At 57.2% G+C, this 20,963-nt stretch carries 11 protein-coding genes; 4 read left to right on the top strand and 7 right to left on the bottom strand.

The window, feature by feature from the left end:
- Positions 1-122 precede the first annotated feature (122 nt).
- The 5 genes from RISK_RS15310 to RISK_RS15330 form a co-directional block, all read right to left on the bottom strand.
- Positions 123-1,445, bottom strand: a complete 1,323-nt coding sequence (locus RISK_RS15310) for a sulfatase family protein (RefSeq protein WP_047815262.1) — start codon at positions 1,443-1,445, stop codon at positions 123-125.
- Positions 1,446-1,509: 64 nt separating this feature from the next.
- Positions 1,510-2,904: a sulfatase family protein gene (locus RISK_RS15315; protein ID WP_047815178.1), complete on the bottom strand. Its 1,395-nt coding sequence runs from the start codon at positions 2,902-2,904 to the stop codon at positions 1,510-1,512.
- 2 nt (positions 2,905-2,906) lie between these two features.
- On the bottom strand, positions 2,907-6,821 hold the full coding sequence (locus RISK_RS15320) for a family 16 glycoside hydrolase (RefSeq protein ID WP_236696343.1): 3,915 nt from the start codon (positions 6,819-6,821) through the stop codon (positions 2,907-2,909).
- 364 nt (positions 6,822-7,185) lie between these two features.
- The gene (locus RISK_RS15325; protein WP_047815179.1) at positions 7,186-7,704 is read right to left on the bottom strand and encodes a hypothetical protein; all 519 of its coding nucleotides are present in this window, start codon (positions 7,702-7,704) and stop codon (positions 7,186-7,188) included.
- Positions 7,705-7,708: 4 nt separating this feature from the next.
- The gene (locus RISK_RS15330; protein WP_047815180.1) at positions 7,709-8,983 is read right to left on the bottom strand and encodes a competence/damage-inducible protein A; all 1,275 of its coding nucleotides are present in this window, start codon (positions 8,981-8,983) and stop codon (positions 7,709-7,711) included.
- Between the two features lie 198 nt (positions 8,984-9,181).
- Here RISK_RS15330 and eboE point away from each other — a divergent pair, with 198 nt between their 5' ends.
- Both eboE and RISK_RS15340 read left to right on the top strand, forming a co-directional pair.
- Positions 9,182-10,585: a metabolite traffic protein EboE gene (gene eboE / locus RISK_RS15335; RefSeq protein ID WP_047815181.1), complete on the top strand. Its 1,404-nt coding sequence runs from the start codon at positions 9,182-9,184 to the stop codon at positions 10,583-10,585.
- A 252-nt stretch (positions 10,586-10,837) separates the two neighbouring features.
- Entirely contained in the window at positions 10,838-11,578 is a 741-nt protein-coding gene (locus tag RISK_RS15340) for a pyridoxine 5'-phosphate synthase (RefSeq protein ID WP_047815182.1), read from the top strand.
- Between the two features lie 563 nt (positions 11,579-12,141).
- Here the strand turns inward: RISK_RS15340 and RISK_RS15345 are convergent.
- On the bottom strand, positions 12,142-13,623 hold the full coding sequence (locus RISK_RS15345; protein WP_047815183.1) for a hypothetical protein: 1,482 nt from the start codon (positions 13,621-13,623) through the stop codon (positions 12,142-12,144).
- Between RISK_RS15345 and RISK_RS15350 the strand changes: the two genes are divergently transcribed.
- Both RISK_RS15350 and RISK_RS15355 read left to right on the top strand, forming a co-directional pair.
- Positions 13,617-14,675, top strand: coding sequence for an extracellular solute-binding protein (locus RISK_RS15350; protein ID WP_047815264.1), 1,059 nt, complete (start codon positions 13,617-13,619; stop codon positions 14,673-14,675). The two genes, RISK_RS15345 and RISK_RS15350, sit on opposite strands and share 7 nt — an antisense overlap.
- A 223-nt stretch (positions 14,676-14,898) precedes the next feature.
- On the top strand, positions 14,899-19,368 hold the full coding sequence (locus tag RISK_RS15355) for a PVC-type heme-binding CxxCH protein (protein WP_047815184.1): 4,470 nt from the start codon (positions 14,899-14,901) through the stop codon (positions 19,366-19,368).
- Positions 19,369-19,805: 437 nt separating this feature from the next.
- On the opposite strand, the gene RISK_RS15360 is transcribed toward RISK_RS15355, so the two are convergent.
- Positions 19,806-20,963 (bottom strand): AraC family transcriptional regulator, encoded by a 1,158-nt coding sequence (locus RISK_RS15360; RefSeq protein ID WP_173442680.1) that lies wholly within the window; start codon positions 20,961-20,963, stop codon positions 19,806-19,808.

Here is a 20,963-nt window from a genome sequence, read left to right on the forward strand (position 1 = left end):
ACCTCTCCCCAAACTTCGTTTCGGAAGAGGTGCGCTACGTGGAAATCTGCCGAAAAGCGGTCTCAGAATGCTGCTCGGCCTCCTAGGTCAACGTGGGCGCCATCCAAAAGGTTTCAATGAGATCACTTTCCGATGACGGGCGTGCTCTCGAGCCATTCGTCGATGATGTTTGAAAGACGTTGGACTTTGTCTGCGTCCTGTGCGGCGAGATCGTTTCTGTCATCTGGATCCTCCTGGAGATCGTAGAGTTCTTTGCCGCTTGGTCGGACGATCAGCTTGTCCCATCCGTCGATGACGACACGAGCTTGCAAGCCATTGTCGATGTCATCGAGTTGTTCAAGATCGCTGTCGTGGTCGTAGACGTCCACGAAGATTCGGTTTCGCTGACGCAGTGCCTCGGGATCGCGCAGGTCCAAGCCGGACATTTCCTTGGGAGGCTCAATCCCGCAGGCTTTCAGAATGGTGGGAGCGACATCAATGTTGCTGGCAAGCGTGGATGAATCTCGCTGAGGTTTCACGGCCCCGGGATGCGTGATGATGATCGGCGTCCGAATCCCAGCTTCCACGGGCTCACGCTTGGAGCGAATGCTCGTGTTCATCCGGTTGGGATCTTGCACCCAGCCGTTGTCGCAGGTGTAGACAAAAATCGTGTCTTCGTAGAGTCCCTTGTCTTTCAAGTACTGAATGATCTGACCACAACCTTCGTCCAACCATTCCACATTGGCCCAGTAGCGAGCGGTTGGTTCATTGGGAGCGATGTCTTTGTACTTGTTGAACAAACGGTCGGGAGCGTTGTGCGGTGCGTGCGGCAGGAAGACTCCGTACCAGATGAAGAATGGCTTTTTGTCCTCCACGGCGGAATCGACGAAGTCGTACACCGGTTTCATCGTGGTTCGCCCGATCTGCAATCCCACGTCGCCGTGACGTCCGCCTCGCGAAACGTCGCCGTGGGTCATGGCATCGGTGAAACCATGATCCAGCGGGTTTTCTTCCCACCACTTTCCGGTTTGCAAAGTTGCGTAGCCGTTGTCCTTGAGCGACCGGATGAACGAGGGCTGTTGGTGCAACGGTGCCGTCATGCGTTTCCGCAACGACGCGAAGAGCTGCCTGTTCTTCTTGCGGTTCAGGCCAGTCGGCATCACGGGATCGTTGCCGCGAATTCCGGTCTGATGCGGATACAAACCTGTCGCGAGACTTGCCAAGGAAGGCCGGCAAAGCGGCGCTGTGACATAACCTCGCTCATACACCAAACCAGACTTCGCTAATTGGTCGATGTTGGGTGTTTGGATATGCGGATGCCCCATGAAACCATAGTCGGTCCACGATTGGTCATCGCTCAACAAGAACACAACGTTGGGTTGTTTGGCCTGCGTTTGGTCAGCGGGCCAAGCTCCGGCGATCAAGACCAAACACGCGGCGATGAGGGAGATTCGGATACAGTTCATGCTTTCTAACTTCATTATCTCAGGTGCAGTGATTTTCGATCGCGACTGAATCTGCCGCGAGGGTTTATGGTTTGCGAGGAACCCATGTTTCGGGAGCGTTCAGCATGAGCGGTTTGTGAAAGACCGTCAGTTCGTCGCCTTGAGTTCGCATCCAATCTTTCAGTTCCGCCAGCAGACGCGATCGAACGCTGGCCAGTTCTGGATCATCTGCCAAGTTCTTGGTTTCGTTCGGGTCGCCGGTCAGGTCGAACAGTTCAAACTCAGGTCGTCCGTGATGGCTTGCGACAACGTCTGCGGCATGAGGATCACTCTTGGCCGCCTCGGTCCACTCCTTGAAATAGTCCCCTGATGTGGCACGCAGCAACAAATCGATGTGCGTCGTGAACGCAAACTCGGGGTGCGGGTTCCAGATCAATTTGTACTGGTCGGTGCGAATGCTGCGGCTCAGGTAGACGTTCATCATCTTGTCGCCGCTGTGCGTCGTGAAGATTCGCTCGCGATGACGTTTGGCTGGATCCTGCAACACTCCGGCGAATGACTTCCCGTCGATTTCTTGGGGCACTTCGCCACCACCGACTTCGATCAAGGTTGGCAAGATGTCGACCCAACTGACCATCGCGTCGGTGCGTGAACCAGCCTCGATCATTCCTTCGCGAGAAACGATGAGCGGGATGCGAATGCCTTCGTCGTAGAGCGTCCATTTTCCGAAGGGGAACTGAGCCCCGTGGTCACTCGAAAACAGAAACAAACGATCTTCGGATAGGTGTTTGTCAGCCAATTGCCGCAGTTCACCGAGGTAGGCGTCCAAGTCCTTGACCTCTTGCAGGTAGCGAGATCGCTGGACTCGAGTCTGTGGTGTGTCGAGCAACTTCACCGGCAACGTCATCGATTGCGGGTCCACGGTGGATTCACTTGGCCATGGAACGTGCGGGTTGGAGACTCCAACGAACAATGCCAGCGGTCGCGGATCGTTGCGGTTCTCCAGGAAGGCTCGCACGTTCTTTCGAACCGCGGGAATGTCCTGTGCTCGGTCGTGTGTATCGAACTGATAGTCCGGTGCACTTCGCAAGTGAGCCACCTTTCCGAATGCGACTGTCTGATAGCCCAGTTCATTCAAGACGACGGGCAGTTTCAGCACATCCTCGCGGGGGTACGTGTGGTTTTCCTCCGCGCCATTTCGTGCGGGCATCAACCCTGTCAACAACGCGGCCCGACTGGGGGCGCATGACGGGCTGGCGACGAAGGCACGATCGAACGTCATGCCTTCCTGAGCCAATTGGTCGATGGCGGGCGTCTCAATGTTGGTGCCGCCATACAGTGCCAAGTCCGAGGCGGACAAATCGTCCGCCAGATAAACCACGATGTCGGGTTGGCGTTCTACTTCCTTCGCGGTTGCAATCGCAGCACCGAAGAAAACCGTGATCGCCAGTCCGGTCAAACAATTCGTGATTTTGCTCATCACTATTTCCCGTACACCTTGGCTTTGGGGTCACCACCGGACAGCAAGTACGCGATCAAATCACGAACTTCTTCTGCGTTCAACGAATTCAACATGTCAGTCGGCATCTGCGAGATCGGCGAGTCTTTGGCTGAGATGACTTCGTCCGGTTCCACGACGACTGGTTTCACCGTTTCGCCGACCTTGCTGACGGGATGGATTTCGATTCGGTCCTCATTTTCGACCATCAACCCGGTCAGCACGCGACCGTCTTCCAGCAACACCACCTTGGATCCGTATTGATCGCTGATGACTTTGCTGGGTTCGATGATGGATTCGAGCAAGTAGTTGGCGTTGAATTTATTCTTCACCGTTGTCAGGTCGGGGCCGATATCGCCCCCGAGTCCATCGAACCGGTGACAAGAGGCACACTGAGCGGCATGGAAAAGGTTGCGGCCGCTTTCATAGTTGGCCTGACGCAAGGCACCGCCGGTGTGCTTGTTCGCTTCTGCCAAGGTCCATTTTTTGCCTGGTCCCTTGGGAGCGGTGATTTCAAAGTCGGGGACAGGGTTGAAGTCTTCGCCGCTGATGTCGGAAAGTTCTTCCCGCTGTGCGTTGCTGAGATGCCCCAACACTTCGTCTCGCAGGTTCGCGAGGAACTTGCCGTAGCTGTTCCCGCCGCTGTATTTCGCGGCTTGGTTGATGAACTGGATGTACGCCCGAAGGTTTTCCATTGTCCAACCATCACGCAGGTTTCGCAGCATGAAAGCGTAGTTGATTTCATGAGAAGGCGGTTGGTTCTCAAGCATCTTCACGACTCGCGAACCGTAACGTTGGTTGCGTTGGAAATCAACGTTTTCCACCCAAGCCGGAGGCGTGGGTTTCGCGTTCGTCATCATGGCGATTGCTTTGTCGATCACCGTGGGTGATTCCAGATAGACCAGCAAGCGAACCAGTTCCGTGTTCACGTCTTTGCTTTTGTTCGGAAGCAATGCATCGAGCTCTTCGATGACCCGTTCGCGTTCTTCTGCGATTGGTTCGCCGAGTCGAATGAAGGTCAACGCGTAGGCTCGCAGCAGTCCGAGCAGTTGCGGTTCGGGCAATTCGCTGGGGTTCATTTCCAACAACGCGTTCACCAAGTCGGATCGATGGGATTCATCCCCTCGACGTGCCAGAGCGACGGCGCCGGTGATCCGGGCTTGCGTGTTGGATTCGTCGAAGACTTTGTCGGCCCATTGCTCGGTCGGTTGCGACTCGACAGCGATTCGTGCCGCGTATCGAAGCCAACGATCGTTGCTCGAAAGATGGGGCCATGCTTTGGCGACTGCGTCCGCGTGCTCTTTCCCGTGGAAGGCTTCCAAGCTTCGGCGTTGTTGGCGAGCTTCTTCACCAGGGATCGGGGCCGAAACGGGGGCGGTCGAGTCGTCGCCTTCGTACGTGATTCGGAACAGAGCGGACTGGGTGCCACGTCCACCAACGGTGAAGTACAACGCACCGTCTTTGCCCACGATGGCATCGGTCACGGGCAAAGGTGCTCCGTAACAAAACGCTTCTTGGTGAGCTTTCCAGCCAGCCCCATTGGGTTCCAAGTGAATCGCGTAGATCGTTCCGAAGGTCCAATCGAGTGCATAGATCGCGTCTTGATACTTGGCGGGGAACTTGGCTCCTTGGCCGCCGACCACACCGGTCGGGCTGCCGGGACCGATGTTCAAGACCGCTGGCAAGCTGTCCTCGTAGTACTCCGGCCATTTCCCGGAACCACTTCGCCATCCGTAGTCCGATCCGCTGACGGCGTGATTGATTCGCGTCGGGCGGTACCATGGCGAACCGAGGTCCCATTCCATGTCAGCGTCATAAGTGAACAGATCACCGGCACGGTTCAATGCGATGTCGTATTGGTTGCGATACCCCATCGAGATGACTTCATGTTTGTTCGTCTTCGGATCGAACCGGGTGATCCAGCCGCCGGGTGCGAGTCGACCGCGAGCGTGTCCGTTGGCGTCCCATTCGCGTGGCAACAGCAGGTCTTCGTTCCAAGTCGGAATGCGTGATCCAGCGATAATGGACTCGTCCGGCAGATTCGTGTGGTTGCCCGCGGCGACATAGAGAGCGTCGCCGTCTTCGGTTGGAATCACCGCGTGGTTCCCGTGCTCTCCGCCACCATGCGTGCCAAACAATTCCTCGGCATGATCGAGCAACCCGTCGCCGGTGGAGTCCGTGACGCGATACATCGGGCTGCTTCCGCGATTGAAATACAAGGCACCGTCGTGCCAAGCCATGCCTTGAGCGCCCGAGATCTTCACCGGCATCTTCTCGACCTGGACGCTTGATTCGCCGGTTGCGTTGGAAGAGCTTTCATCGAGCGTGATTCGATACAAACCCGCTTCGCCTTGATCGCTGGCGTACAAGCGACCTTGATCGTCGGTCGTCAACGAGACCCAGCTTCCTTGGCGGACTTTGGGAACTTGATAAACGAGTTCGACCTTGAATCCATTGGGCACCGTGACTTCGTCGGCACTGAAAGAAGTGTCCCCGGATGCCTGGTCCGTTCCAACTCCCGGTTTTCCCCATGGTGATTTTCCAAAATCGCCCAGCGACTTGGCGGCAACGTTCCACTTGGAATCATCGTAAGCGGCGGTCTTCCAATCACCGGTGGCTGCGTTGGCCAGTTTCCAGTTCGGGCTCGAGATGACTTGATGAACGGTTCCATCCTCGGTTTCGACTTCGAGTTTGAAAACGAAAGCCGCCACGCCACCTCGGTTGCCGGCTTTCACTGCGATTTGGTTCTTGCCTGCTCGGACAAACTGACGAGCATCCAGTTCTTTGATCGGATACTTCCAATCGGGACAATCACCGACGGACTTCCCGTTGATCCAAACGGTCGCTTCGTTGTCGCAGGTGGCATACAAGCGGGCCGAGCGAATGGCTTCTTTGGATCCCTCGGGCATGAATTCGAACTGATGCCGCAGATAGAGCGGGTCGTTGGACGAGGGCTGATCCTGACGCCAAATCCATTTTGGTGTTGGTGACTTGGCAACCCAATCAAACGCGGTCGCAGCAGAAGGTTTTTTGGCGTTCTGGCCTTTGGAGGCAGCTCCACTTTGCACGTAGGAGTTCAACACGGACTTGGCGTTCGCGGGATCCAGCTTTTGAAGTTGAACGTCTTTGAACTCACAAGTCATCGAAGGTCCGGCGTGCAACTGCAACGCTAGAATTCCGCTGCGGCGAGCTTCCGGATGGTTGTCGGTCAGGTCCATCGTGGTGACGCCGTTGACCTGGTGAATTTGCCGATCGCCCACCGCGATGATGGTCAGCTCGTTCCATTCCCAATCGACCAACTTTTGTGAGCGGTCACCGACCTCGCCGACCACCTTGGGTTTGCCATCGGCACCGACTTCGACCTTTTGGAATCGTTTGGCGACGATGCCACGCCATTTTTCCGCGTAGAGCATTCCAAAGAAGTCGGGCGATTTGTGCAGGTCTGCTTGATAGCCTTTGACGACAAAGTCTTTGGGATCGATCTGTTCGCTGCGATATTGCACGCCGCTGTTGTTGCCGCGAAAACGGACTTTGGTTTTGAAGACAAAATCGCCGACCTCTCCGCCCTGCCACACCAAGAACGTGTTGCCCTTGGTTGGATTCTCTTTCGTGGTTTCGCCATGAATGACTCCATCGCGAACGGACCAAAAGGAGTCGTTCCCGGCCCATCCAGAAAGGTCTTTTCCGTTGAACAAGTTTTCAAAGGAATCTTCCGCCTGGACGGAAAGAGAACAGACAAACGAAAGAACGAGACACGCGCGTGTCAAATATCCGATGTAGGTCACAGTGGCTTTGCAAATAGGTGGGAGGAAACGAGGCGGGGCGTCGTTCGAAACCGACGGTTGGTGCGAGCCAATGGTCGCGGCTGTCAAACGTCGGTTTTCAATCGCACCACGCATCGGGCGAATCGCTCGGGCTGAAGAAGGACGAGCTTGTCAAATGCGTTGACGATGCAGGCAGGGAGCCTGCGGAGGCGAGTTGCTGTGGGTGGGATTTGGGGCGACAGCCAAGCCTATAGACCGCCATCGACAAGTAGATCATAGATGCTCTGATGCCGCGTTCAATCGGCCTCCACCAAAATCGAACCATGGAAGTTCGCTATCGGCCAGCCTCTTTCCCCGCAAATTCTGCTCGTCGGTACTCCGGAACGAGACATCCGGAAGCAAATCCGGGCTTCGAGACGCGGGCATCGTTGAAGGAAAGAGTCCGTTTCGGGCGGAACCATTCGTCCACCCTCAACCATTGCGACGCGGGATCAATCCATCAGTGCTTTTCGGCCGGTGTGATCTTCCCGAACAGGTGGCCGCCTTTGGCGTCGTGTTGCCAAGTCCCAGCGTAACGTCCGTCGTGGATCAGGACGCGAGACGAGAAGGTTCCCAGTCCGGGGATCCAAACGGAATCCATGGTGATGACGGGAGTCCGGTCGGCCCACAGAATTTTGAGCTGCATGGGGAACTCGCCGTCGGTGTCACCGTATTGGATTGCGACTTTCATCGAGTACATGTCGGGCTCGGGAAGTTTCTCGCACGACTTGATCGTGTACGACTCGGGCTTGAGGGCTCGGTCTTCTTTGCCGTCGACGGTGAAGTGGCCTGTGAACGTGGCTCCGCTGAGGTACTTGGCCAAACGCAATTCGCGATCGGTGGGGTCCGCTTTGGGGGAGGCGGGTTCGGTGGTGATCTCGGTGGGATCTTGCGCGGTGGCCACAGGCAGGCAACTGTTCAACGCTGCGAAAGACGTGGCTGTCAAACAAGTGAGCAACAAGGCGTGGGATCGGATCATGGTTTCAGACTCCTGACGTGGCGGCGGCAAAACACTTTCGTAACCAGAACAAACCCGCTTTGGCGACGCGGGCGTGCAAGATGCTGGGATGAGCCCCGAGGTGTTGCGTCTGCGACGGGAAGGTTCCATCGGGGGCGGCAACAGTGAAGGTCACATCGCTTCCGGGCAATGGATGATCGCTGGTTCGGTGCAGGCTGGGATACTCGTCGACGAGCAACACCCAGTCGGCCGACAAACGTTTTTGGAGAGCGGTCAAACAGCTTTCTGCGGAAGCGTCCTGGGGCATCCCCGTCCATTGTCGCAGATCCTCGACATCGGCGAGTGAGATTCCACCGACGAATGCGGGGACATCGGCGGTGAAGCCAGGTTCGTCCGAGACGGCGGCAAACCGATCGCCCAGTGGAGCGGCGCGGCCGAGTTCGACCAGCAGCAATCGCTGGCCGATTTTGTTGAGATGACGGATGACGGCGTGGTGTTGCTCGAACGTTTCCCCGTCACCAAAGTAGAACTCGCCGGCTTGGTCGAGGATCTCGGCGCGAGTTTTGGCAATCGCCGATTCGCATTCCTCGGGGGAGTCCCCTGTGGCGACGATTCGCAAGGAGATCGTTGCTGCGCTGACGGTGATTCCAACACGTGGTTGACGGTCGCGAGCGATCATGTCGCCCAACCGTTGTTCCATGTCGCTTTCGCCGATGCCAAAGAACTTCATGATGTGGTGAGCGATGTGTTGACGTTGCCCATTGGACGCCAGAACGGCGGCCGCGACCGTCTCGTCGAACATCGTTTTCATCTCCGCTGGCACGCCGGGGAGTGCGAAGATGCGAGACTGCGTGCCATCCTCGCGAGGTGCGATGATGTCGATCCCGGGAGCGGTTCCCTGAGGGTTGTGGATAGGTGTGGCACCGAGCGGAAACATCGCTTGGCAACTGTTGCGTTCGGGCATTTCTCGCCCGCGACGCTGAAACATGGACCGGATGAACTCCAGCGAAGGTTCGTGCAATTGCAGTGGCAGCCCGAGGGATTCCGCGATCGCTTCCCGGGTCAAGTCATCACGTGTGGGGCCCAATCCACCCGTCGCAACGACGATGTCGGCCCGGCGGGCTGCGATCCGAAACACATCGGTGTTGTGCGAGAGCGTGTCGCCAACCGTGGAATGAAATTGAACGTCCACGCCCAGTTCCCCTAGACGCTGGCTGAGCCACTGAGTGTTGGTGTCCAGGCGGGCTCCGGTGATCATTTCATCGCCAATGGAAATGATTTCGGCCGTGATGTGTGGCATTCGTTTGGCGTGACAAAATGGAAGCAAATGGAAGATCAAAAAGACCGGGTTGCCGCACTGACCTGGGGCGACAAATCTTGTCACGCAGCTTAACCTTTGCAGGACAGTTCGTCATTGGATTGGGATTTCGATGGTGAACTGACTGCAACGAGACGCACCGCCTGACGCCCCCCCGAGCAAACTGGACCTTCGCCAAGCATGACATCATCGCCCAACGGTTTTCCCGACGTCACTGCGGTCATCGAAAAATCAAACGCCGGCCCAGAGGCTAACGGAGCAAACGGAGCCAGCCCTGCTGATGATTCCAGCTCGCCCATTCGCTGGACGGTGGGGTACTGCACCAACATTCATGCGGGTGCGGATGTCCCCGGGGTGACGAGCAACTTGGAATCCATTTCGGCGGAAGTTCGCCGACGAATCCTCGATTCCCAGTATTCGGATGAGAGCGGTTCGCCCAAGATCCAAACGGGAAAGAATTTCGCGACCATCGTCAGTACCGCTCCGCCGCTGGGCATTGGATTGTGGTTGTCATCGGAAGCCACGACCGACCTGCGACGCAACGGATTGGAACCACTGACCGCCGCGATGAAGAAGGCTCGCTTGCTCGCCTACACCTTCAACGGATTCCCACACGACAACTTCCATCAAGACGTCGTCAAGCACGCGGTGTATTCGCCGACTTGGTGGGAAGACTCGCGGATCGGCTACACTCGTGACCTGGCGAAAATTTTGGCTGAGATTTTGCCCGCGGACACCAACCTGGGTACGATCAGCACGCTGCCGATCGGTTGGCCGCAAAACACGGACGATGAGGGCAATCGGGTCCAAGTCACCGATGACCAACTGCACCATGCGGGAACCAACCTGCGGCGGATGGCGGAAGATCTGCGGCGTTTGGAAGACCGGACGGGCAAACGAATTGTGTTGGCGATCGAGCCTGAGCCCGGTTGCATCTTGGACACCGCCGCGAAAGTGATCGAGTGGTTCGAAAAGCAATTGCCTGATGCGACACACCGTCGGTACATCGGTGTTTGCCATGATGTTTGTCATTCTGCGGTGATGGGTGAGTCTCAACACGATGTCTTGGCGGCCTACGCCAAAGCCGGGATTGTGGTCGGCAAGGTTCAGGTCAGCAGTGCCATTGTGGTGGACTGGAGCCGAATCGCGGACACCGATCGCGAAGCAACCCTGACTCAATTGCGCTCGTTTGCCGAAGACCGCTACCTGCACCAAACCGGTCGCGTCACGGCATCCGGGAAGTTCGTGTTGGAAGAGGACTTGCCCGCCGTGTTGGCGGAGATGGAAACGAATCCCAGTCGCTACGCGGGGGACAAGCGATGGATGATCCATTTCCATGTGCCAATTTTCGCCGAGCAGTTTGGGCACCTTGAGACCACCCGTGGCGATGTTCTGGACACCTTGAAGAGCCTCGTCGAGTTGACGGACCCCGCCAAACGCCGACAACCGCTGCAATTCACCGGGCACTTGGAAGTCGAAACCTACGCTTGGTCGGTGCTGCCCGAATCGGCCGGTCGAAGTGACCTGGCCGGCGACATCGCCTCCGAACTCATTTGGCTGCATGGTGTCTTATCGGACTGTTGATCAGCCGGAACACGCCAGCGTCCGTTTCGTATTCGGTAGCCGTGGGCCAGTGGTCTGTCAGGACTTGTTTTTAGGGTAGTGGACGAGGCCACGAGTCCTGAACTGGCGTGAAATCCAAGGACTCGTGGCCTCGTCCACTACGATCAACCCTGACTTTTAGCTGTGACAGACCACTAGCGCCCATTGGCTGATGGTTCGATCTCCGAACGATGACGACTTCCCTTCCCCTCATTTCATTTTTTTATTCCACTCATGCCGCACTTCATCGATCTTGGTGTCAACGTCGATCATGTCGCCACGCTTCGTCAAGCTCGTCGAGGGCAGGAACCCGATCCCATCATCGCAGCTGCCTTGGCGGAACAGGGCGGCGCCGACGGGATCACGTTTCACCTGCGAGAAGACCGGCGTCACATCTCCGACCGGGATGTCGAACTGTTTGTGAAAACGGTTCAAGTGCGTACGAATTTTGAACTGGCATGTGCCGCGGATGTCTTGGCGATTTGTTGTCGCGTGCAACCGGATTGGGCGTTGTTGGTCCCCGAGAGTCGCGAAGAGGTGACGACCGAGGGTGGCTTGGACGTCGCTGGTGACACTGGCCGAATCGCTGACGCCATTCAAACGCTGAAGGATGCCGGCATCGCAACGAGCCTGTTCCTGGATCCCGAACCGAATCAAATCGAAGCGGCTGCGAATTTAAAAGTGGACGCGGTCGAATTGCATACCGGGCCGTATGCCTTGGCCAAGGGAGCCGCCGTCGAACACGAACTCGGACGTTTGGCCGACACAGGCAAGATGATTCGTGATGCCGGCATGCGTTTGCACGCGGGGCACGGTTTGAATTACGTGAACGTCCGACCGGTCGCCGCGATCGAAGGCATGGCGGAGCTGAACATCGGGCACAGCATCGTCAGTCGATCCGTGATGGTCGGGATGCGAGAAGCGGTGGCGGAGATGCGACGGTTGCTGGACAGCGTGACAATTGCGGCTGGGTGAATTGTGGGACGCGGGGGTGTGAGTGCAGGGGGAGATGGCAATTTGCAAATTGGACATTGCAAATGGGGAATCGGGTGGTGAGACGCGGGGGGACGCCTCGCTTTGTTCCAAAGCATCGGCTGGGGTGCCATGTGAGACATGGCCTACCGACACATCGTGGCTGGATTCGCCAGAATTCAGATGTGTGAGATCGACGTTCCGGTAGGTGCCAGCCACCATGCGGAATCAGCCACCATGCGGGATTGATGGGTGGCCGAGGGGGGCGGGAAAATGCACGTCCAGTCGCGGAGCGACGATAGCCGCCAGCCTTGGGTTTCAACCCAAGGCCATCCGTGCGTCTCGCGATTCACGCAGTCGCGGAGCGACGACAGTTGGGAACGTGCCGTGACGATCTGTTGCCGCTCCGCGGTTGGGATCTTCGATTGCCGATTGCCGATTGCTGATTGCTGATTGCTGATTGCTGATTGCTGATTGCTGATTGCTGATTGCTGATGCTGATGCTGATGCCGATGCTGATGCCGAGTACGAGTACGAGCTAGAAGCTAGAAGCTAGAAGCTAGCTCTCACCGACTCGGTGTGATTTGGACTTGGTAGGCTTCTTGCGGGGGGGTGGTGGCCTCGACCGGGGAGTGACCGGCGGGGAGATTGATTCTCAACAGCACCCACGAAGGTTCGGTGATCTCGACGAGTTGCGATCCGGTGACGGGGGTGTCTTTCGTCGAGGATGGGGATGCCGTGAAAGCGGCCACGTCGGCTCGGGGGATGACCGGGCGAATGTCCAATGGCGGAATCGTCTTGCCGGCGGGTGTCGCGATCGGGAGCACGCAGACTTGCAGTTGTCCAAGCGGAGAACCGCGGTTGTATTCCAGCGTGATGCCGGCTGGTTCGCTGATCCAATCCGGGGTGACGTGGCAGCGACCTTCCGCAGCGAATCGTAGCTTGGCACCCTGGGGGAACCACACACCAACGGATTGCCAGGACTGGTCGGGCGTCACGTTCATTTGGATCACCGATCCGTTGGCTCGCGGGTCGGCGGTGGAGAGTTGCACTTGGTGACGCGACCAGTCGAACCCATAGTCCAAGTCGTGGAGCATCAATCGCCAACGCGCTGACAGGACCGGCCATTCTGCGGCAACGTCTCGATAAAACTCCGAGGTGAATGCCTCGGTCTGATCCGAGCCCCGGCGAGCCGCTTTCAAAAAGGCGTCTCGTGATTCGGGGGCTTGTGTGAACAACGACGCGGCGGCCCAGCACCAGGTGTAGGCTTCGACTTTGCCGTTCAGTTGGGTGGGAAGTTTCAAAACACTTTTCAGCGTGGGCTGTGTTCCCGCTTCACGCTGGCGAGCCACCATTTTGTAGCGGCCCCAGCCCGGTGTGTCCAAACGGTTGCGAGGCAGTTGGTTGATGGTGAAAGCATCCATCGATTGAGCCAGCACACCCGCGTTGCCGGGAACTCCTAAGCGAGGTTTCCGCGACGGCGCGGGCACGCGATCACGGTGCAGGGCCAGCAGTTCAGCGGTGCCTTCCATGTACCAACTCGGGCCACCAGCCCCGAACAATTCAATCGCGAGTGAGTGGATGCCTTCGTGCAGCACCAAGTGCCGATTGTAGTAGGGCGTGTCTTGGTACAGGATCCAAATGGTGTTGGGCGTCGCGTAACCGTGTTCAAATCGTGGCAGGTAATCGGGCACGGCTCCTGATTGCCGAAACGCGTCCACGTTCTGCATCAAGTAGGCTTGGATCTTCCACTGAGCGGCTTGGGATTCAGGCACGTTCCAAAACGCCAGCCACTGAGGGACCGCGTCGTCAAAGGATCGCACCAAATCGTCCAGCAAGGCCGGGTCGTCGACGTCGCTGGTCAATCGCAAGTGCTGGCTTTCACGAGTCAGCCATCCAGCCTTGGAATCGGAACTTTCGTCCGCAAAGAGAGTTGGGAGGGGGAACGAAACGATCCCACCGATCGCCATCGCGAACAGCACACGCCATAATTGAGTCTGCAATCGTTTGTCCATCATTCCTCCAGCGTACTCGGCCCGCCATGTCATTGAAAACTGTCGATGCTCCTGCTGCCTCGTTTTCTGCCCTGAGCCGGGGTTTCCTGGTGGCGGGGCTGATGCTTTGTTCCGGTTGTGTGTCTCGTAGCGAATCCGACGTGGTCGTGTATTCGGCGCTCGACGAGGAATTTGCTTCGCCAATTTTGGCGGCCTTCGAGCGATCGGCCGACAACGAGATCGGTGTGGTGGGCAAGTTCGACATTGAATCCACCAAAACCGTCGGGCTGGCCAATCAATTGATCGCGGAGGCCGATGCCCCCCGTTGTGATCTGTTTTGGAACAACGAAATCATGCACACGGTCCGTCTGCAGAAGCTCGGCATCTTGGAACCGCATGATTGGCAAGTCCCGTCGACGTGGCCGCAGGACATGGTCGCCAGTGATGGAACTTGGTGCGGGTTTGCGGCTCGCGCTCGGGTGTTGTTGATCAACACGGAAATGATTGTGGATGCTGATGAACGCCCGACTCGCGTGGATGAATTGGCGGACCCCAAGTGGGCGCAGAACTGTGCGATGGCTCGCCCTTTGTTTGGGACCACCGCCACTCATTTTGCCGTGCTGAGGGAGATCATGGGGCGGGAAGCGACGTTGGAATTGCTGCAACAGATCCATGACAATGCGGTGGTGCTGTCTGGAAACAAGCAAGTCGCACAAGCCGTTTCGTCCGGCAAGGTGGCTTGGGGACTGACCGACACCGATGACGCGATCATCGAAAAGGATTTGGGGTACCCCGTCGAAATCATTTACCCGGACCAACAGCCCGAGCAGCCAGGGACCCTTCGGATTCCAAACACGCTGGCGATCCTCAAGGATGCCCCTCATCCGATCGCGGCAGGCAAGCTCGCTGATTTTTTGATGACCCCCGAGATCGAAGACCGTTTGGCGATGGGACGCAGCAGCCAATTGCCGATCAGCAAAGATTCCAACTTCCCGCCCGCCGTCTTGCCGGAAGAGCCGGTGCGATGGATGCGGGTGGATTTCGAAGCCGCCGCCGAGGATTGGGATACCTGGGCCAAGACGCTGGCGGATTTGTTTGCAAATTGAGCAAAGGGCTTTGCCCAACACAGACGCTTTCAGCCAGTGGTGAAATATCACATGCCGCGAGCGTGTTTCCTCATTGTTGCTTGCGGTTCTAGGTTTAGCATCCAGTCGTTGATTGGATGGCAATGGCTTTGGTCGCCTTGTTTCGCGCGCTCGCCATGGACGCAACCGCGTCACGCCTCCCCCGAACACTTCGTATCACGGCATTCTTTGTCGTCCCAACCCTATGAAGAACACCTTGCTGCTTGCCCTCGTCTTCTTGACGTCTTGGACGTTCACTTTCGCGTGGCACGCTGAGAACGCGTCCGCCGAGGACCATCGACTCAACGTGTTGTTCTTGGGTGACAACGGACACCATCAACCCAAACCGCGGTTTGATGAGTTGCAGCCGGTCATGCAACGCAATGGAATTGATTTGACCTACACCGACGACATGTCGGTGCTGAATCTGGACCAGCTGAACGAATACGACGCCTTGGTGCTGTACGCCAACATCGATGAAATCGAGAAAGCACACGCCGACGCATTGTTGCAATACGTCGAAGACGGCGGCGGATTTGTTCCGCTTCATTGTGCGACGTACTGCTTTCGCAACAACCCAGAGATCGTGGCCTTGATGGGGGCTCAGTTTCAGCGTCACGGGACGGGGGTGTTCCGAACGACTCCCGCCGAACCCGGTCACGAGTTGATGCGTGGTTACAGCGGTTTTGAAAGCTGGGATGAGACCTACGTTCATCATCTGCACAACGAATCAAATCGGACGGTGTTGGAATACCGAGTCGATTCAAGCGGGCGAGAACCATGGACGTGGGTTCGCGACCAGGGCACCGGACGAGTCTTCTACACCGCTTGGGGGCACGACACTCGCACCTGGACCAACCCCGGATTTCTGAATCTGGTCGAACGTGGTATCCGCTGGGTCGCCAAGAAGGATCCCCAACAGGCCGGTGAGTTCGCCGATGCGGCAGCCTTCCCGGTCCCCGAAATGACCTCGCTCTCCGAAGGCGAAAAACCGTTCTCGTTCACCGATGTTGGCGCCAAAATTCCGAACTACACCGCCGGCGAAAAGTGGGGTGAACAGGGCGAACTGAAAACACTGATGCAGGATCCTCTCCCGCCGAAAGAGTCGATCAAACGCTACACCAATCCCCAAGGCATGCACATGGAACTGTGGGCCTCGGAAGCGGACATGGGGGGCAAACCGATCGCGATGACTTGGGACGAGCGGGGGCGTTTGTGGGTTTGCGAAACGATGGACTACCCCAATGAATTGCAGCCCCAAGGCAAGGGCCGCGACCGCATCCGGATTTGCGAAGACACCGATCAAGACGGCGTGGCCGACAAGTTCACCCTGTTCGCCGAGGAACTCAGCATTCCCACCACGTTGGTGTGCTATCGCGGTGGTGTCATCGTGCAGGACGGCCAAGAAACGGTTTTCTTGAAGGACGTTGATGGCGACGACAAAGCTGACTTCCGTCAATCTCTGATCACCGGTTGGGCACTGGGCGACACGCATGGTGGCGTCAGCAACTTCCGTTACGGATTGGACAACTGGATCTGGGGGATGCAGGGCTACAACGCGTCTCGTCCGGTCATCAATGGGGAACGCCAACAAGGGTTTCGCCAGGGATTCTGGAGGTTCAAAGTCGACGCAGATCCCAACGGGGAAGCCAACGCAATCGCCGGATCGACCGCTGGAAACGACTTCTCCGATCACACGTTGCGAGTCGAGAAGCTGGAGTTCATGCGGGCCACCAACAACAACACTTGGGGGCTGGGATTCACCGAGGAAGGTCTGGTGTTTGGGTCCACCGCCAACCGCAACCCCAGCAACTTCCTGGCAATTCCCAACCGCTATTACGAACAGGTTCGCGGTTGGTCACCCCAAACGTTGCAGATGATTTCAGACACGTACCTGTTTGATCCGATCACGCCAAACATCCGCCAGGTTGACCAGCATGGTGGTTACACCGCTGCGGCAGGTCACGGCGTCTACACCGCTCGTCAGTACCCACAAGCCTGGTGGAATCGAACCGCGTTTGTGTGCGGCCCGACCGGTCACTTGGTCGGCACGTTTGTGTTGACGCCTGACGGAGCCGGATTCAAAAGCACCAGCCCGTTCAACTTGGTCGCCAGTGACGATGAGTGGGCGGCACCGATCATGGCCGAGACGGGACCGGACGGGTTTGTTTGGGTGTTGGATTGGTACAACTACATCGTCCAGCACAACCCGACACCTCACGGCTTTGAAACGGGCCAGGGCAACGCTTACGAGACCGACCTGCGAGACAAAAAACACGGTCGTGTCTATCGCTTGGTCACCGATGGAGAGGCACCCGAAACCGTTTCCGTTCCCCGTTTGAGCTCGGACGATGTGCCCGGCTTGGTGGCCGCTTTGAAGCATTCGGCCATGCCGGTTCGATCGCAAGCCCAGCGTTTGTTGGTTCAATTGGGGCATCTCGATGATGCCACCGTGTCCGCTTTGTTGAATTTGATGGCGGATCAGGAACAGGATGCGATTGGTTTGACTCCGGGTGCGATTCACGCACTTTGGACGCTGGAAGGTTTGGGATTGGTTGGCAATGGAGACGCGACCATCGACACTGCCGTTCACGAAGCTCTGCAACACCCCAGTGCGGGTGTTCGTCGCTCGGCGGTGAGCGTGCTCGGAAGTTCCGAAGAGGACATTCAGCAATTGATCGAATCAGGTGTGCTGAACGATGCCAATGCTCAAGTCCAATTGGCGGCGCTGTTGAAGCTGGCCGAACCCAGCACGCCAACCACCGGTGCGGTTGTCGGGGCATTGGTGCAAACGATGACGCGTCTCGGTGACGACCGATGGTTGCTCGATGCGTGGACCAGTGCCACTGCCATGCATGGCGGCGACGCTTTGCCAGCCGTGTTGGCATCCGCACCTGAGGGGGATTTGTCGCGTTCGATTCGGGGGCGTCTGAACGTGATCAGTGAGCACGTTGCCCGTTCACAACCTGATGCCGATGCGCTGCAACGATTGATTCAAGCGGTCGCCAAGACCGCCGATGGAAATGCCTCAGGTGTTTTGGCAGGACTCGCGAAGGGATGGCCAAGTGATCACAGTGTCGAGCTTCCCGAAGCGGCAGAATCTCAGTTGGTCAGCCTGTTCGAACTAGTCTCCGTGGACCAGCAGAGCCAGCTCGTTCAGTTGTCTGAAAAGTGGGGCACCGATGCGCTGACTGAAAAGGTCGCGGAGCTGGCCGAGCAGTTGATCGAGTTGGTCCAAAACGATTCCCTCAGCGACCGAGACCGAATCAGCTCCGCTCGCCAATTGGTCGCGATGCAGCCGAGCGAAGACGACGTGGTGTTCGATCTGCTGGAAAGCATTGGTCCGCAAACTTCACCCACCACGACCTCGGGAATCTTGGAAGCTCTCAAGTCCAGCCGGAGTGAAGAGCTTGGTGGTGCTTTGATCGAGCAAACCGCGGCCTCAACCCCTTCGGTTCGCGGATCCATCATTCGCGTGTTGTTGTCGCGTCCCAACACGACGTTGGAATTGATTGACAGCGTCGAATCCGGTGAATTGCGAATGTCAGACCTCTCACTCGACCAGCGTCAGGCGTTGAGCAATCACCCTGACAAGTCGATCAAGGAGCGAGCTCAGAAGTTGTTGAAGTCTTCCGGTGGCGTGCCAACGGCGAACCGTGTGGCCTTGCTGCACGAGTGGTTGCCGGTTGCACAGGCGAAAGGCAATGCGACGCTGGGAGCACAGGTCTTCAAGAAGCATTGTGCCAATTGCCATCGCCACAGCGGCGAAGGAGCCGATGTGGGGCCCGACTTGACCGGCATGGCGGTTCATCCGAAGCAGGAACTGCTGACGCACATCTTGGATCCCAACCAAAGTGTGGAAGGCAACTTCCGAACGTTCGCCGTGCTGACGACCGAAGGGCAGGTGATCACAGGCATGCTTGGTGGCGAGTCGCGAACTTCGATTGAATTGATTGATGCCCAAGCCAAACGTCACACGGTTCTGCGAGAAGAGATTGAACAATTGAATGCTTCCAGCCAATCGCTGATGCCAGAAGGATTTGAGAGCCAAATCAAACAGGAAGAGATGACGAACTTGCTCGAGTTTTTGACGGCTCGTGGCAAGTACACGCCTTTGTCATTTTCGGGAATCGCAACGGCGGTCAGCACAAAAGGCATGTTCAGCAACGGTGACAACGGCCCTGACCGAATCATCTTTTCAGATTGGGGGCCGAAGGAACACAATGGGGTGCCGTTCACCTTGGTCGATCCGCAAGAAGGGCGCGTTCCCAATGTGATTTTGCTGCACGGGCCACAAGGCAGCAAGCCACCGTCGATGCCGAAGCAGGTGCCAATCGTCTGCAACGCGAACGCTTCCGCGATCCATGTTCTGGGGGCGGTCAGCGGTTGGGGATTCCCGTTTGGGGCAGAGGGATCGCACACCGCAACCATTCGTCTGAACTATGCCGATGGCGAAGTGGAAGATCACAAGCTTCTCAATGGGGTGCATTTCGCAGACTACATCCGCCGAGTGGATGTGCCAAAGTCTGAATTCGCATTCGATGTTCGTGGCCAACAGGTTCGTTACCTGAAGCTGACGCCGAAACGGCAAGATGCGTTGCAAAGCATCGAGCTGATCAAAGGCGACGACAGTAGTTCTCCGATCTTCGTGGCGATCACCATCGAATCACCCTGATCTGGAATTCGCAACTTGTCTCGCGGTCACCACGCTGTTGCGAGATGGTCGCTTGGATGGGCTTGCGAAACCAGAGCGTTGAAACGTGGAGTGAACTGAGGAGCGGAGGTCGCGGAGTCATGCGGCCGACTGATATCTTCCGCGATCTCCGCTCCTCCGCCTCTCCGCGTTTTTCATCGAGCGCGCCGCTTGTGGGTTTGACAATTCGCGTGCGCAAATTTGCTCGCCCTATCGTTCTTCAAATATCAGAGACCCTAGCAGCGTGTTGATTTAAAATGTTTCGCAGTTCGAACGATCAGCCGACGGACGCTAGCCCACGGTTACCGGAGACGAACCGGACGCTATCGCGTTCCGGCTGACTAAATCAACAGTCTGCTGAACGCAGAACGATCGAAAATGCTGAGATTGCGGACTTGGTGCCGCCAGAAAAATGCCGATTAGATCTTTCGGAACTTGCGTCGGTAGGTGGCCGGTGGATGTCCCATGACGCGTCGGAACGCGACGCTCATGTATTCGTGGTTTTGGAAACCTGTTCGGCGAGAGATTTGCACGAGAGTCAGGTCGGTTTCGATCAACAAATAACGCACCCGTTCGATACGCCGCCGCGTGATCTCTTGGTGAGGGGTGCGTCCCATCAAAGCCAGGAAACGGCTTTCAAACACGCGTCGCGAGAGGGGGACTTTTTTAACGACGTCTTGCACGTTGATGCCGTCGCAGCAGTGGTCACGAATGAAGCGTACTGCGGCGGCAATCTCAGGGTCTTTGATGGCCAGCACGTCGGTTGATTGCCGAGTCGCCACGCCCAGGGGTTCAATCAAATGCGGTTCTGCACCGACCTCCTCGCCCCGCATCATCGCATCCAACAGTCCTGCCGCTTCACGGCCTGTTTGATGGGCCGCAGGGACGACGCTGGACAACGGTGGCGTGCACAAGTCGCAGAGCAACTCGTCATTGTCCACGCCCAGCAACGCGAGTTCACTGGGGACTTTGATGCCGTGCAAACGACAGATATCCAAAATCTTTTGGGCCATGATGTCGTAACACGCCAAGACTCCAATGGGATGTTGGAGCGACAAGACCCACTCCGCCAACCGTTCGCGTTCTCGTTTCAGGGATCGAGGACGTTGATCGTCCACATCAAAATCAAACGAGAGGCATTCGAACCCGTCTTCTTTGACGCGAGCTTCGAAGGCTTGGCGGCGGAGCACTGACCAATTGAATCTCGATTCGCCACAAAAAGCGAAGTGCTCAAAGCCGCGTTCGCGAAAATGTTGGTAGGCCAATTCGCCGATGGCAACGTCATTGGTTTCGACCCACGGGATGTTGGGGATCCGGCGGGCGGCACTGACATCCACGACCGGGATCTTCAGTTGGCGAATCGAGGAGGCGATTTCTTCATTTTCGATCCGGGCAATCACTCCATCCCCCTCCCAGTCATCCAGCCAAGATGGGGGCGCTGCCCCTCGTTCTTGTTCGACCAAGTAGATCGACCAAAGGTCATGCTCGTGGATATACGAGGCGATTCCACCGAGCAGGCCTCGCGCGTAAGCGTTGGACGTTTCGATGAGGAGAGCGACCGCTTTCTGCTTTGGCAT

The organism is Rhodopirellula islandica, assembly GCF_001027925.1.
In the GTDB taxonomy this organism is placed as follows: Bacteria; Planctomycetota; Planctomycetia; order Pirellulales; family Pirellulaceae; genus Rhodopirellula; species Rhodopirellula islandica.

Coding starts and splice junctions, on each gene's coding strand:
- RISK_RS15310 (WP_047815262.1), bottom strand. CDS start 1,445: ATGAACTGTATCCGAATCTCCCTCATCGCCGCGTGTTTGGTCTTGATC.
- RISK_RS15315 (WP_047815178.1), bottom strand. CDS start 2,904: ATGAGCAAAATCACGAATTGTTTGACCGGACTGGCGATCACGGTTTTC.
- RISK_RS15320 (WP_236696343.1), bottom strand. CDS start 6,821: ATGCGTGGTGCGATTGAAAACCGACGTTTGACAGCCGCGACCATTGGC.
- RISK_RS15325 (WP_047815179.1), bottom strand. CDS start 7,704: ATGATCCGATCCCACGCCTTGTTGCTCACTTGTTTGACAGCCACGTCT.
- RISK_RS15330 (WP_047815180.1), bottom strand. CDS start 8,983: ATGCCACACATCACGGCCGAAATCATTTCCATTGGCGATGAAATGATC.
- eboE (WP_047815181.1), top strand. CDS start 9,182: ATGACATCATCGCCCAACGGTTTTCCCGACGTCACTGCGGTCATCGAA.
- RISK_RS15340 (WP_047815182.1), top strand. CDS start 10,838: ATGCCGCACTTCATCGATCTTGGTGTCAACGTCGATCATGTCGCCACG.
- RISK_RS15350 (WP_047815264.1), top strand. CDS start 13,617: ATGTCATTGAAAACTGTCGATGCTCCTGCTGCCTCGTTTTCTGCCCTG.
- RISK_RS15345 (WP_047815183.1), bottom strand. CDS start 13,623: ATGACATGGCGGGCCGAGTACGCTGGAGGAATGATGGACAAACGATTG.
- RISK_RS15355 (WP_047815184.1), top strand. CDS start 14,899: ATGAAGAACACCTTGCTGCTTGCCCTCGTCTTCTTGACGTCTTGGACG.
- RISK_RS15360 (WP_173442680.1), bottom strand. CDS start 20,963: ATGCCAAAGCAGAAAGCGGTCGCTCTCCTCATCGAAACGTCCAACGCT.